This window comes from Streptomyces sp. NPDC000345, assembly GCF_042898825.1.
In the GTDB taxonomy this organism is placed as follows: Bacteria; Actinomycetota; Actinomycetes; order Streptomycetales; family Streptomycetaceae; genus Streptomyces.
In genome coordinates this window covers 13,564-27,553 of record NZ_JBIAZE010000030.1, presented here as the reverse complement: position 1 = coordinate 27,553, position 13,990 = coordinate 13,564, and the positions used below count along the sequence as shown (strand labels likewise).

Annotated in this window: 11 protein-coding genes and 1 pseudogene; 6 read left to right on the top strand and 6 right to left on the bottom strand. The window is 70.9% G+C overall.

What is annotated here, in order from left to right; all coding sequences use genetic code 11:
• The coding region (locus tag ACFY30_RS39135) for a type I polyketide synthase (RefSeq protein ID WP_390849912.1) at positions 1–1,467 on the bottom strand (1,467 nt) is incomplete at its 3' end.
• A gap of 385 nt (positions 1,468–1,852) precedes the next feature.
• On the opposite strand from ACFY30_RS39135, the gene ACFY30_RS39130 reads away from it, so the two are divergent.
• Positions 1,853–2,140 (top strand): hypothetical protein, encoded by a 288-nt coding sequence (locus ACFY30_RS39130; protein WP_390849911.1) that lies wholly within the window; start codon positions 1,853–1,855, stop codon positions 2,138–2,140.
• 120 nt (positions 2,141–2,260) lie between these two features.
• On the opposite strand, the gene ACFY30_RS39125 is transcribed toward ACFY30_RS39130, so the two are convergent.
• Both ACFY30_RS39125 and ACFY30_RS39120 read right to left on the bottom strand, forming a co-directional pair.
• A complete protein-coding gene (locus ACFY30_RS39125; protein WP_390849910.1) occupies positions 2,261–2,839 on the bottom strand; it encodes a helix-turn-helix transcriptional regulator in 579 nt (192 codons plus the stop codon).
• An 885-nt stretch (positions 2,840–3,724) separates the two neighbouring features.
• Positions 3,725–3,838, bottom strand: a pseudogene (locus tag ACFY30_RS39120) (DUF6766 family protein); the annotation flags it as partial.
• A gap of 405 nt (positions 3,839–4,243) precedes the next feature.
• Here ACFY30_RS39120 and ACFY30_RS39115 point away from each other — a divergent pair.
• Complete coding sequence (locus tag ACFY30_RS39115; RefSeq protein WP_390849909.1) at positions 4,244–5,164, top strand: thermonuclease family protein; 921 nt, start codon at positions 4,244–4,246, stop codon at positions 5,162–5,164.
• Between the two features lie 135 nt (positions 5,165–5,299).
• Here ACFY30_RS39115 and ACFY30_RS39110 read toward each other — a convergent pair whose 3' ends face one another.
• Together ACFY30_RS39110 and ACFY30_RS39105 are read right to left on the bottom strand one after the other, a co-directional pair.
• Positions 5,300–6,289, bottom strand: coding sequence for an aldo/keto reductase (locus tag ACFY30_RS39110; protein WP_390849908.1), 990 nt, complete (start codon positions 6,287–6,289; stop codon positions 5,300–5,302).
• 241 nt (positions 6,290–6,530) lie between these two features.
• On the bottom strand, positions 6,531–7,427 hold the full coding sequence (locus tag ACFY30_RS39105) for a helix-turn-helix transcriptional regulator (RefSeq protein ID WP_390849907.1): 897 nt from the start codon (positions 7,425–7,427) through the stop codon (positions 6,531–6,533).
• 331 nt (positions 7,428–7,758) lie between these two features.
• On the opposite strand from ACFY30_RS39105, the gene ACFY30_RS39100 reads away from it, so the two are divergent.
• The 4 genes from ACFY30_RS39100 to ACFY30_RS39085 all read left to right on the top strand — a co-directional run bounded on the left by ACFY30_RS39100 (position 7,759) and on the right by ACFY30_RS39085 (position 11,087).
• Complete coding sequence (locus tag ACFY30_RS39100) at positions 7,759–8,520, top strand: nuclear transport factor 2 family protein (protein ID WP_390849906.1); 762 nt, start codon at positions 7,759–7,761, stop codon at positions 8,518–8,520.
• A gap of 206 nt (positions 8,521–8,726) precedes the next feature.
• On the top strand, positions 8,727–9,662 hold the full coding sequence (locus ACFY30_RS39095; protein WP_390849905.1) for a macro domain-containing protein: 936 nt from the start codon (positions 8,727–8,729) through the stop codon (positions 9,660–9,662).
• Positions 9,659–10,534 carry an NAD-dependent protein deacetylase of SIR2 family gene (locus tag ACFY30_RS39090; protein WP_390849904.1) on the top strand — a complete coding sequence of 292 codons (876 nt, stop codon included), beginning with the start codon at positions 9,659–9,661 and terminating at the stop codon, positions 10,532–10,534. The genes ACFY30_RS39095 and ACFY30_RS39090 overlap by 4 nt, the downstream gene beginning before the upstream one ends.
• A 214-nt stretch (positions 10,535–10,748) precedes the next feature.
• The gene (locus tag ACFY30_RS39085) at positions 10,749–11,087 is read left to right on the top strand and encodes a hypothetical protein (protein ID WP_390849903.1); all 339 of its coding nucleotides are present in this window, start codon (positions 10,749–10,751) and stop codon (positions 11,085–11,087) included.
• Between the two features lie 96 nt (positions 11,088–11,183).
• Here ACFY30_RS39085 and ACFY30_RS39080 read toward each other — a convergent pair whose 3' ends face one another.
• Positions 11,184–13,985, bottom strand: a complete 2,802-nt coding sequence (locus tag ACFY30_RS39080) for a BTAD domain-containing putative transcriptional regulator (protein WP_390849902.1) — start codon at positions 13,983–13,985, stop codon at positions 11,184–11,186.
• Positions 13,986–13,990: the final 5 nt, after the last annotated feature.

The following is a 13,990-nucleotide window of genomic DNA, read 5'->3' as shown; positions in this document are numbered from 1 at the left end:
CTCGCCGACCGACCTCACGTACGAAGCGAGACGGCCGGCCTGACCCGCCAGCCCCTCCCCGCCACGACCCGACACCACCCACGGCACCACATCACCGGCCTCGAACACCGGCACCGCATCCATACCCTCGGAAGCCGGCTCCGGCACCGCCGGAGCCTCCTCCAACACCACATGCGCGTTCGTCCCACCCATCCCGAACGCACTCACCCCGGCCATGAGGGATGTACCGGGGCGGGGCCAGGGGCTGTTGGTGTCCTGGACGCGCAGCCGGAGAGCGTCGAGGGGGATGTCGGGGTTGGGTGTCCGGTAGTTCAGGCTGGGCGGTAGTTCGCGGTGCTGGAGTGCCAGGACCGTCTTGACCAGGCCGGCGATTCCGGCCGCGCCCTCCAGGTGACCCACGTTGGTCTTGACGGAGCCTACGCGCAACGGTTCCCCGGAGGGCCTGCCCTCGCCCAGGGCCGTGCCGAGGGCGGCCGCCTCGACGGGGTCGCCGACCGGAGTGCCGGTTCCGTGGAGTTCGACGTACTGGATGTCGTACGGGGCCGTCCCGGCGTTGCGCAGGGCACGGCGGATGACGTCTTCCTGGGCGTGCGGGTCGGGAGCGGTGAGCGTGTCACCACCGCCGTCGTTGTTGACGGCGCTGCCGCGGATGACGGCGCGGACGGGGTCGCCGTCGGCGAGCGCCCGGTCGAGCGGCTTGAGTACGACGAGGCCACCGCCCTCGCCACGGACGTACCCGTTGGCCCGGGCGTCGAAGGTGTAGCAGCGGCCGTCGGGCGAGAGCGCGCCGAACCGGTGCGGGTAGAGGCTGCTTTCCGGGGCGAGGTGCAGGTTGACGCCGCCCGCGAGGGCGAGGTCGCTGTCGCCGCTGCGCAGGCTCTCGCAGGCCAGGTGGACGGCGACGAGCGAGGACGACTGGGCCGAGTCGAGGGTGAGACTGGGGCCGCGCAGGCCGAGGAGGTAGGAAAGCCTGTTGGCGACGAGAGCGCGGTGGGTGCCGGTGAAGGACTGGTGGGTGACGGCCTCGGGTCCGAACCCGTGGAGCAGGGTGGCGTAGTCGTCGTGGGCGGTCCCGATGAAGACGCCCGTGCTGGTGGAGCGGAGGTGTCCGGGCAGGATGCGGGAGTCCTCCAGGGCCTCCCAGGCGAGTTCGAGGACGAGGCGCTGCTGGGGGTCCATGGCGTCCGCCTCGCGCGGCGAGACACCGAAGAAGCCGGCGTCGAAACGGTCGACCTCGTCGAGGAATCCGCCCCAGCGGGGCACACCGTCGCCAGGCTCGTCCCCCTCCCCGGACGACGGACGATCGGCGGGAGCAGATGGACGCACGGCGCTCTCACCGTCGCGCAGCAGGCGCCAGAGGCTGTCGGGGTCCGGCGCGCCGGGCAGGCGGCAGGCCAGGCCGACGACGGCGATGGCCCGGTGGGGCGCGGTGTTGAGCCCGTACGGTGTGCGTTCTGACTCGCTCATTCCACTCCACCAGCTTGTTGGCCCAGCCCGTGTGGACCGCAGACGTCGGGTACGGCATGCGTACGGCGCACGGCGTAGCCGGCGGACCGTCCCAGCCGGTCGGGGTCGGACAGCGGACCGCCGGGCCACCCACGCTAGGGGCGCATGGACTAGGGCGGCCCCTAGATTCACGCCGGTCCGCGGGGTGCGGAGGCGGACCGTCGCGGGGGTGTTTTCAGGAAACGCCCAGACATGGCGCGGGGGAAGGCGTCGGGTGTTGCGCTCGTCGGGGTTGTGCCGACTGAATGAGGCGACACCGCCCGGGGGGCGGCGGTGATGTGTCCGGGTCCCGGGCCGGCGTGCGCGACGGAGCCTCGGCCGGTCCGGAGGAGGCGGAGGGAAATCCATGACGAACGCGGAACTCGCGGACCTGCGCGGCGCCCTGGTCAAGCTGCGCGGCAGCCTGCAGTCGCTACGGCTGGCCGATGGCGACTCGCCGTACGTCCGCAGGCTGATGAACGACCTCGACCGGTTCCAGGTGGACATGGAGGATGTCACCGGAGCCGGAGTTCGCCTGTCGGCGCTGCACGGGACCTGGTGTGAGCGGGATGTCGTGCGGATCAGCGACGGGCCGTACCAGCATCTGCCGTGGCAGGACGCGGACGACGAGGGCATCGGCGGTCACCGCCGCTGAGCGTGCGGACGGCGGCCCCGGTGGCCGGCCACGGTGACGCGAGCGGGGCCGCCGTCCGAAAAGCACCGGACTCCCCTGGTGGGTCAGGGGAGTCCGGTGGCGGTGCGTGGTGACGCGAGGTCACTTCACGTACTCGGGCACGGCACGGGGCGGCCAGCTGCCGACCGTGAGGACACCCATCGAGTAGGCGCGGGAGACGAGCGCGGCGCGGTTGGGGGCTTTGAAGCGTCGCAGCATCAGACCGACGTGGTACTCCACGCCTTGGCGGCTGAGGTAGAGACGCGAGGCCAGTTGGATGGTCGAGGCGCCGGTGGCGACCCCTTCCAGGATGCGGGCGTCGAGGGCGGTGAGCATCGGCGTCGGTTTGGCGGGCCGCTCGGCCGCCTCGGCCGGCTCGTCCTCCGGGCTCATCAGGACGACGACACCCGACAGGTCGTCCCCCTCCCCCTTGACGGCTATGCCGGTGATCTCCGCGGAGAAGACACGGTCGTGGCCGCGCATGGCGACCACTCGCTCGACGAAGCGGCTGCCGTGGCCGTTCGAGAGATGGGTGAAGTGCTTGGGGAGGATGTTGCGGGCGCTCGGATGCAGGACGTCGTAGATACTGCGTCCGCAGATCTCCGTGGACGTCCGGGCGACGTGACGGAAGAAGTCGGCGTTCGCCGCTTCGATCTTGAGACCGGCGTCCAGACTCGCCATGCAGGTGACGTGGGGCGGGGCGCCGTGCCGCCGGTCGCCACGGCGGGGATTGCGCGATGCTTCGGGAAGGCCACTGACCATTGCCGACCTGTCGGCGTAGGGGAGCATAAAATTCCTCTCCTGAACGTCAACCGGGAACTGTGAATTCGACAGCGGAGGCAGAGCAGAAAGCCGCTGCGATGAATGTTCCATTCTTTTTCTGCACCGCTGTCGGCGACAGTAGGTCGGCTGTGCACAAGGAGTCAACGACGGCCAGGGCCGTGGGGGGAAATACTGCGGTGGCTTCGTACGGCGGGTTCGGTCATCGCGCGTAGCTTTGTTCGGTCGACTGGTTCGGTACGGTCACTCGTGCACAGGGCGGACGCGGTTGCACACTCGGAGCCCGTGTTGCACGGGAGTGGCCCCGATGTGTCACCGCTGGGGCGGGTACGGCCGGCGCAACACTCCTGTCTGCGCTTTCAGGCGAAGATCGGACAACCGTAACGCGAGAAGACAGATGCGGAAACGCAGACCTCGCCACCCCCCGACCCGCCCACATCTCGACAGGATAACGATTTCATGATCATGGTTTCAATGACCCTGAATATGGGAACATCGCGGCCCCGCATCGCAGGACAACGGTGCCCCCATACCCCTCCCCCGCTATTCCAGGAAGCGAAGAAGCTCCCTCTGTGCAGACGCGATTAATTTCGTGCACTTATGTGGAACGGTGGGAATTCCATCGGCTCGGATAAAAGCCGCGGAGTCCCAGGAAAGCGAGAACACCCAGCGCAGGTGCACGTGTCTCACCCATCGGGGCGGGAGTGGTTCGCACGGTGCCGGCAAGGATCGTGGTGGCGACGCCGAGGGCGGTCGGCTCCTGCATCATCCGGAGGCGAAGCGCTCTCAGCCCTCCACGCCGGTGGAGTCGTGGGCGGCGCCCACCGGCTTCGACTCAGGGGAGCCGCGTTGGCGCAGGTGGATCGAGAGGATCGCCGTCGAGGCGACGGTCAGTTCCTCGACGGTCGCGGGCGCGAGAACGGCGCCCACCCGGTCGTACGCACCTTCGCCGAGGGCCTGCTCGAACACGCCCGCCGTATCGCGTACGTCGTCCCGCCGTTCCGCCACCGCCCCGCACCCGCCGACGCAACAGATGGCCAGCACAGCGAAGACCGCCACACCGCACGCCCGCCCGTTCAACAGCCCACCTCCGCTCCCCGTACACGGCAGCGAACCCCAGCCGACGGATACCGCGCCTCGGCTTCCCACCCCCCACCCGGCCGATCCAGACCGGGGAGGAAGACGGGCGGGAGGTCACTGCAAGCGCCCTCAGCTATTTGCCGTATTCGCCGGCGGAGCACGCGACAGGGGCGGTACAGCCGCTCACACTGGATTACGGTCCAGATGTCGTCGGTGGGAGATGTCGTGAGTTACACGCTGCTGCGCGGCCTGTTCGTCATCCGTTATCCCGACCTGCCACGGCAGGGGCCGGAGCCGGACGGTGACACGGTCAAGTTCCGCCCGGACTCACCCGCCCTGGTCGAGGGCCTGCCCCGGCCATCGGGGACGCCGCCGGACCTCACCGCCCGAGGCATCTCGGTCCGGCTGGAGGCGATCGACGCACTGGAGACGCACTTCAGTGAGACCCACCAGGAGCTGACCGGCGCCCACGACGCCCGCGACAGGTTGCTGACGCTCCTGGGGTTCACCGGCTTCACCTTCTTCCCCGACCTCCCGAACAAGGTCAAGTCGGCTGACCAGGACAGCCTCCGCGGCTATGTGCTTTCCAACGGGATCGACGCCAACGGGCGGCTGATCGGGTTCGTCTACCCTGGCGACCCCGCCGAGCCGGACGGGCACCACGTGTACCTGGACGAGGCCCGGGTGGACCAGTCGGCCAACGCGACGCTGATGGCGGAGGGACTGGCGTACCCGGCGTTCTACGCGACCCTGCCCGCCGCGCTGCGCACTCACCTGGCAGGAAAGTCGCGCGCGGCGAGGGCCGCTCAGGCGGGGCTGTGGCCGCGCTCGACGGCCGATCCGAACGGCAATGCCGGCGTCCCAGACCTCGCCGAGCTGCAGAAGCTGGTGATGTGGCCCAAGCTGTTCCGGCGGCTCGTGCCCTACCTTGCGGCGGGGGCCACCGACCTCAACGGCTTCGATGCCTGGTTGCGGGCCGACAAGGTGCACCGCGACGACCAGCTCTTCCTGCTGCAACGGGGCGAGTACGGCAACATGCACGACGTGATCAGTGCCGTGGGCAAGGATGTTCAGCTCACGGTCTGGCCGGAGGACTTCGTCATCAGCCCCGACCCCGCACCCCCAGGAGCGCCCACCACCCCATAGGCCGGAGCCGACGCCGTGGCGGAGCCGGAGCGGTAGTCGGCCAGGGCGAATCGGGAGGCACGTCGGGCCGAGGCCCGCCGTGCCGTCTCCGGTCATGGTCACCCCCGGCGGGCGTGACCCCACACTAGTGGCCGGCTAGCGATTGACGGATCGCATGCCCGCCTCGTCATAGCGCTCCCCCGCCGCCTCGGGCAGCTCCGCATCGATGCGGGCCAGGTCGTCCTTGGACAGCGCGATGTCGACGGCGGCGGCGTTCTGCTCCAGGTAGCTGCGGCGCTTGGTGCCCGGGATCGGCACCAGATCCTCGCCCTGGGCGAGCACCCAGGCGATGGCCAGCTGGGCCGGCGTCACGTCCTTCTCGGCGGCGATCTCCTTCACCTTTGCCGCCAGCCGGAGGTTCGCCTCCAGATTGGCGTCCTGGAAGCGCGGATTCTCGCGGCGCCAGTCGTTCACGTCCAGTTCGTCCGGCGAGCTGAACCGGCCGGCGAGGAAGCCGCGGCCGAGCGGCGAGTACGGCACGAAGCCGATGCCGAGCTCACGGCAGGCGGGCAGCACCTCGGCCTCCACATCCCGTGACCACAGCGAGTACTCGCTCTGCACCGCGGTGATCGGGTGCACGGCGTGGGCGCGCCGGATGGTCTCCGCGCTCGCCTCGCTCAGGCCGATGCCCCGAACCTTGCCCTCCGCGACCAGCTCGCCCAGCGCGCCGACCGTCTCCTCGATGGGTACGTTCGGGTCGACCCGGTGCTGGTAGTACAGGTCGATGTGATCGGTCCCCAGACGCTGCAGGGAGCCGTGGACCGAGCTCCGGACGTGCTCGGCCGAGCCGTCCTGCGGGCCGACCGTGCTTATGTCGCCGGGTACGGCATCGTCCATCCGATAGTTGAACTTCGTCGCGATCACGTACTCCTCGCGATGTCCCCGGATCGCCTCACCGACGAGCGACTCGTTGGTGAGCGGCCCGTACATCTGCGCGGTGTCGAGGAAGTCCACCCCCAGGTCTAGGGCGCGCCGGATGGTAGCGATCCCCTCCTCCTGGTCCGCCGATCCGTAGAAGGCGGACATGCCCATGCACCCCAGGCCGATGGCCGACACCTGGAGGTCCCGCAGACTGCGCTTCTTCATGCCGCGTCCCAGCCTTTCTCTGCACACTTGTTCGTCGTTCATCAGATGGCACAACGCCCCTCATCCATCCAGCGACGACCAGAACCCGGCATCCCGTGAGGCGCCGGGCTCAGGGGCTCTGTGCGCCGCGATATCTGCGACGCTACGACCTGGAGCGCACTCCAGCGCAAGTCGAGGTTCAGGCCGACCGGCCTCAGCTCATCGGTGTCGGGAACCGCGAGTACGGCGGAACCGAGGTGTGTCACTTCGGGGTGTGCCCGCGGACCGTTTCACGGAAGGTGATCGGGGTCTGGCCGGTGCGCTGGTGGAAGTACCTGCTGAAATGGGTGGCGCTGGAGAAGCCGAGGCGGTCGGCGATGCGGGCGGCACTCTGATCGCTGTGGGCCAGGAGGCGCTTGGCTTCGAGGACGACGCGGCGGTCGATGAACTCCTTGGCGCCCACGCCGGCTGAGGCGAGGGTGGCGCGTGCGAGGGTGCGGGCCGAGTAGCCGAGCGCCACGGCGTAGTCCTCGACCCGGCGGGTGCGGGCGAAGTCCTTCTCCACCGCGTCACGGAAGCGCAGGTAGGTGACGTCGGGTTCCGGGGCGGGGGTGCCGACAGGCGCGGTGAGGTGGGCCAGGCGCAGGACGAGGACGGCCAGCAGGTGGCGCAGGGCTGCCGTGTGGATCTCCAGCGGCAGGCGTCCGAGGGCTTGGAACTCGGCGGCGAGATGGTCGGCGGCCAGTCGCAGGGCCAGGGCGTCCTCGGGCAGGGGCCTGCGCAGGATCGGCGCGTGCGGGTCCTCTACGTGGGCGCCGGCCGTGGTGGCCGGATCGAGGAAGTCCTGGCGGAACAGGATCAGGGTGCCCTCCGCGTGGGTGAGGTCGCCCCACTGCTGCACCTGTCCGGGGCGGACCCACAGCCATGAGCCGGGCTCAAGGGCGTAGGCGGTGAAGTCGACCGTGTGCCGGAGGGTTCCGCCGGTGAGGGTGACCAGGTGGTGGAAGTCCGGGCGCTGGGGGGTCGTGAGCCGCTCGCCGGAAACGCGGTGGCGCAGGCCGGCGAGGGACAGCACCTCGACGCCGGCGGGGGTGCCGGCGGGCGCCGCGAAGGAGATCTCCGGGATCCTCCGGTCGGCATCATGTCGGTTTTTGACCATCACCAGTCGCCAGCGTGTCTGATTCAGCCTGTTCAGCGAGTCTAGCTTGGATCTGTCAGCCACACCGGCATCAAGCGATGTCGGAAAGCGGTAAGGGGGCGGTGAGAGAGGAGGAATGTGATGTCTGCTGCGCAACGGGCCTGCCCGACATACGCCATCGACGCGTACCGCGTCCGGGTCGGCGACGCTGCTGCTGCACAGTGCACACGGTGCCGGCCAGACGGGCGGCCAGGCCTTCACAGCCGCCTCCCTACCTGCGCACTCGACCAGCGACTGACCACGACCATCCCCACGTCCCCACCCACGACCTGCCCTTGCGAGGAGAACCGTCATGAACGACGCCAAGAAAGCCGTCCTGACCGCGGCCGGCGAACTGTTCGGCCAGAAGGACCCGAGCGCGGTGGACCGCTGGGTCGCCGCCGACTACACCCAGCACAGCGCCCTGGCCGCCGACGGACCCGAGGCCCTGCGCCGGCTTGTCGCCAGCCTGCCGGAGGGCTTCCGTTACGAGGGCGCCCGGGTGATCGCCGACGGCGACCTGGTCGCGCTGCACGGGACGTACCACGGCTTCGGGCCCGACCCGCTGGTCGCCTTCGACGTGTTCCGCGTCGACGCCGGCGGCAGGCTCGCCGAGCACTGGGACGCCCTGACCCCGCTGGTCGCCGACACCGCCTCCGGGCGCTCGCAGACCGACGGCCCCACCGAGGTCACCGCACCCGGGGAGACCGAGGCCAACCGGGCCCTGGTCGCCGAGTTCGCGCAGAAGGTCCTGGTCGGCGCCGACTACTCGGTGCTCACCGACTACCTCTCCACCGAGGCGTACCACCAGCACAACCCGGAGGCCGCCGACGGCCTCGACGGCTTCGGCGCCGCCGCCGCGAAGTGGGCCGAGCAGGGCAAGAACCTCGTCTACAGGACCGTCCACAAGGTCATCGCCGAGGGTGAATTCGTCCTGCTCCAGTCCGAGGGCGAGTTCGGCGTCCCCGTCGCCTACTACGACCTCTTCCGCGTCCAGGACGGCAGGATCGTCGAGCACTGGGACGTCATCGTCCCCATCCCGGCCGAACTGCCGCACGACAACGGCCTGTTCTGAAGCCGCACACCGTCGGCGAGGAGAAACCCTACGAGACGGGCGACGAACGCGTCGCCGAACTGCACACCGGAACCCTCGAAGCCGTCTGAGAAGTCCTCATCGGCGCCGTGCCGCACCAGTCCGCGGATGAGGACACGGCGGCGGGCCGTTCGGCGGACCTGTCCCGCCCTCGACCCGTCACGCGCCCACTGCCCCGGAGGACCACCGTGCACCCGACGCCGCTGCCGCTCGCCGCCTACCGCGCCGCCATCGCCTTGGACGAGCCGTTCCGGCCCCACCTCGGCCACGCCCTGGACGACCGGCCCGCCGGCCTGGTCCGCGAGGCACTCGGCCTGCTGGGCGACGACCCGGCGGCGGTGAGGGCCGGGCTGCGCCCCGGCGCAGCGGACCGGATCGACGACGCCGCCGCCCGGCGGCTCCTGCGCGCCGTACTGACGATCCGGCAACCGGAGCCGCTGCCCACCGGGACCGCTCGCGTGCTGGACGCGCTCCTGGCCGGCGAACGCCTGGCACGCGGCACCACCGACGCGGCCTCGCTGCCCACCGTCCGCGACACGCTTCCCCACGCCGCCTACCGGGCCGCCGACCGTACGGTGCTGTGGCAGGGCGACCTCACCACGCTCGGCGCGGACGGCGTCGTGAACGCCGCCAACCGTGCTCTGCTCGGCTGCTTCAGGCCGGTGCACCCGTGCATCGACAACGCCCTCCACGCCGCGGCCGGCCCCCGCCTGCGCGCCGACTGCCACGCGATCATGTCCCTGCAGGGTCACCCGGAGCCGACCGGCACCGCCAAGATCACCCGCGGCTACCACCTGCCTGCCCGCTACGTCCTGCACACCGTCGGCCCGATCGTCGACGGCCCCGTGCTCCCGCGGCACCAGCAGGCGCTGGCGGCCTCGTACCGCGCCTGCCTCGACCTCGCCGCCGAGGTGGGCGGCCTACGCAGCGTCGCGTTCTGCGGCATCAGCACCGGCGTCTTCGGCTACCCCAGGACGCCCGCCGCCCGGACCGCCCTGAGCGCCGTGGCCGAATGGCTGGACCTGCACCCCGGACGGCTGGACCGCGTGATCTTCAACGTGTACGCGGACGACGACCGCGCCGCCTACGTCCAGGCACTGACCGAAGGGACCCCGCCCCGATGAACAAAGCCGCCTGCGGACTGGAAGCCGCCACCGAGACGATACGCACCTGGCTCGGCGAGGCCGACCGCGTCCTGATCACCGCCGGGGCCGGACTCAGCGCCGCCGCCGGATACGACTACGGCGACGAAGACCGCTTCCGGGAACTCTTCCCCGCCCTGCACCGGCTCGGCCTGCGCTCCCGCTACCTCGTCGGCGTCCCCCTGCCGCCCGCGGTGCGATGGGGCTACTGGGCCGTCCACATCGACGACATCCGCTTCTCCCCGGAGCCCAACCCCCTCTACCAGCGGCTGAGGTCCTTCGTCGGCGACAAGGACCACTGGGTGATGACGTCCAACGTGGACGCCCTCTTCGCCCGCAACGGCTTCGCCCCCGACCGGATCTTCACCCCGCAGGGCGACTACGGCCGCTACCAGTGCGCCACCCCCTGCACCCCGACCACCTGGGACAGCCGCACCCTCGTCGCGCAGCTCCTCGCCGCGTACGACCCCGCCACCGGCGCGGTCACCCGTCCCCTGCCCGGCTGCCCGAACTGCGGCGGCGAGATCGCGATCAACGTCCGCGTCGGACCCGAATTCGTCGACGCCCCCCATCTCCCCGCGGGCCGCCGCCTCCAGGACTGGCTGGGAACCGCGCCCGCCGGGACCCGCCTGCTGATTCTCGAATGCGGCGCCGGATTCAACACCCCTGGCGTCATCCGACGGCCCGGCGAACACCTGACCCGCCGGATCCCCCACGCACGCCTGGTACGCGTCAACCCCACCCACCCCGAAACCCCCGCCGACCTCGCCGGCCGGACCTTGTCCGTCCCGGTCGGGGCCGACCGCCTGCTCGACGCACTCGCCGTGCCGCACCCGGCACCCGCCGGCTCTTGAGTACGGCGAGGCCCGTCTTCTTCAGGCGGCACCCCCGAAGGCGACCGTGATCGCTGGCGCCCCACACAGGCCACGGCCGCGCGAGAACAGCTGCCCACCAGCGGATTCAAGGCAGGGGCAAGGTTCCCCCACGGCAGGGCTCCCAATGTGGTTTCCGGCGAAGGCGCACGGCCCTCGCCCGCCTGGTGCAACGGCGTCGAGAAGGGAAACCTCCATGAAGCGAACGCTCTCCATGCTGCTGGCCGCCGGTGCGGCGGCAAGCGGTCTCATGGTCATGCCGGGGACGGCCGAAGCGGCCGGCGGCTGCAAGACCATGAGCGCCCCGGGAGGCGGCTCCGCCTACGTGTGCAAGTACTACTACGCGCAGGGCGGCGGGCTTTACCACGGCACCTTCTCGGTGAGCGGGGCCTCCTCCCGCGTGTACGCGCAGGCCTACTACGACGGCTACGTGCAGACCGTCACCGACCCCGGCGGGAGGACCAGCGGAGGCTTCCGCGACGTCGCCAAGTTCCACGTCCGGGTCTGCAACAGCGGGTGCAGCGCCTGGTACTGACCGGCCACGGGGGGAGCAGGGGGGGCAGGGGTACCGGGCGGGCGGGGGGGGAAGCCCGCCCGGTACCCCGGGGGCTCGCGCGGGCGTTCTCCTCGGCTACTCGCCCCTGAGCGCCTCCAGGCGGTCGCGCAGGTCTTCGGCCTCGGCGGTGCGGTCCTGGGACCGATACAGCTCGAGAGCCCGCTGCCAGGCGGTGCGCGCGTCCGCGTACTGGTGAAGGGCCCGATGGGCGTCACCGGCGTTGACGAGGGTGTCGGCCTCGTTGGCGGTGTCATCGACCTCCCGGAACAGCTCCAGGGCCTGCCCGTAGTGGTCCAGGGCGTCACGGTACCGGCCCGTGTGGTGGGCGATATAGCCAAGACTGTCCAGGGTCGAGGCGCCGTGAGCCGGGAGGCCTTCCGCGCGGAAGAGGGCGAGGGCCTGCTCGCAGTGGGTGCGGGCTTCCGCGTAGAGCCCCAGCTGCGCGTGCATCCAGCCGACCGCGTTGAGCTGGTTCGCCTGCCAGAGAGGCTGGTTCACCTCCTGGTACAGGCGCAGAGCGTGCATCGCGTGGTCGAGGGCGCGCGCGTTGTCGCCCTGCTCCTCCCAGACCCGTCCCAGGGTGCGGTAGATGTGGGCCTGTCCCGCGACGTCGTTGCCGCGCTCGGCCAGGGTGAGGGCATGGTGCAGATGGTCGAGCGCCTGCGCGTGGTCGCCGGCGCGGGCGCTGGCGAATCCCAGGCGCCAGTGTGCGAGTGTCTCGGCGGTGGGGTTGTCACCGTCGTACTCGGCCGCGGCCAGGGCGGCTCGCCACACCGTGACGTACTCCTGCAGACGGTAGCCGCCCAGGTGGTAGGAGATGAGGGTCCACGCCAACTGCCACACGACCCGGTGGCGCCCGAGGGCAGCGGCCTGCGACTGGGCGGCCAGCAGGCAGTCGTGCTCGTCGTGGAACCACCGGAGCGCAGCCGCGGTGTCGTCGGGTGCGAGGGGGCGGCTGCCGGGGGCGGGAGCTTCCGGTTCGGGCCGGAAGGGGGTGTACGGGCCGTCCAGCAGCAGGTTGGCGGCGAACGCGGTGTGAAGGTAGTGGTCCAGCAGCCGGACCTGGGCGGATACGGCCTCCTCGGAGGGAATGCCGTCGGCTAGTTCGGCGGCGTAGAGGCGGACGAGGTCGTGCATCCGGTACCGCCCCGGACGGTGCTGCCGCACGATGTGCGCGCCCTCCAGCTCGGCCAGCAGCACTCGGGTCCGGGCCGGCGGGAGTCCTGCCAGGCCGGCGGCCGCCGCCAGGCCGAGGTCCGGACCATGTGCCAGGCCCAGGAGGGAGAACAGACGGCCGGCGGAAGGGGTGAGGGCCCGGTGGGAGGCGGCGAAGACGGCGCGTACGTTCACCGTCAGGTCACCGGGGTCGAGGGCGGTGAGACGGTCGGCGGCCCGGACCAGTTCCTCGGCGAGGACGGCGAGCTGGAAGTCAGGGTGCATGGCGGCGCGGGCGGCCACGATGCCGAGAGCGAGCGGCAGGCCGGCGCAGTGCTCCACCAATGCGGCGACGGCGTCGGGCTCGGTGGAGGTGCGCTCGGCACCCAGGCGGCCCACCAGCAGTGCGTGCGCCTCCGCCGCACCGAGGACGTCCAACGGCAGCAGGCGGGCGCCGTGCGCGGCCATCAGGGCGGACAGGCGGTTGCGGCTCGTGATGAGGACGGTGCAGGAGGTACTGCCGGGCAGCAGCGGACGTACCTGTTCGGCGTCGCGGGCATCGTCCAGGAGGATCAGCATGTGCCGGTCCGCCAGCAGGCTCCGGTAGAGGGCGGACTGTGCCCCGAGGTCGGTGGGCACGCGGTCGGGGGCGACGCCCAGGGCTTCCAGAAACCCCCGCAGGGCCACGTGCGAGGGCAAGGGCGGCGTATTGGGATCGAACCCGAACAGGTTGACGTACAGCTGCCCGTCAGGAAACCGCTGTGTGTTCCGGTTGGCCCAATGAGCGGCCAGCCAGCTCTTGCCGACCCCTCCTGGGCCGCAGATCACCGTGATCGCCACAGTGCCGTCCGGCCCCTCCCCGAGAGACTTGGTGAGCTGCTCCAATTCCTCGTCGCGTCCTGTGAACAGCGCTGGTGGGGCGGGTAGCTGTCGTGGCACTGGGGAAGAGGGTCCGGTGGCCGCTCGGACCGGGGCGGCGAGGGACACGTCGGCGGCAAGGATGCGCTGGTGCAACTGCCGCAGCGGCGGGCCCGGATCGATGCCCAGCTCTTCGGCGAGGGTCCGGCGTGTGTGTTGGTAGTGCCGTAGCGCGTCTGCTGGGCGGCCGGACTGGTGCAGGGCGAGCATGAGCTGGCCGGCCAGGCGTTCGTCGAGGGGGTGTGCCGCGGCGCGTGCGGTGAGGTCGGTGAGTATGTGCGCGTGGTGGCCGTGGCGCAGGGCGATGTCGTTGCGGTCGAGTTCGGCGGTGAAGCATTCGTGGTGGAGGGTCTCGCGCAGTGTGGTGAACCAGGGCGTGTCCAGAGCGCTGAAGGCGGGACCGCGCCACAGGTGGAGGGCTTCGTCGAGCAGAGCGGCCGCGCGGTCGTCGTCCTGGGTGTGGCGGGCCTGTGCGACGAGGTCGCGGAAGCGGTGCAGGTCCACTGCCGAGGTGTCGCAGGCAAGCTGGTAGCCACTGGGTTCGCGGCGGATACGGACGTCGTCACTGCCGGCCGTCCCCAGGGCCTGGCGCAGGCGGGAGATGTAGCTGTAGAGCGTGGGGCGCCAGCGTTGGGGCGGCCGCTCGCCCCAGATCCGGTCGCCGAGCCGGTCGACCGAGACGGTGTGGTTGGCGTCGACGAGCAGCGCGGACAGTACGGACCGCTGCCGCAGATGCCCGAGGTCGACCGGCCTGCCGTCCACGCACGCTTCGATCTCGCCGAGTACAGCGAACTGTGTCCTCACCGCAT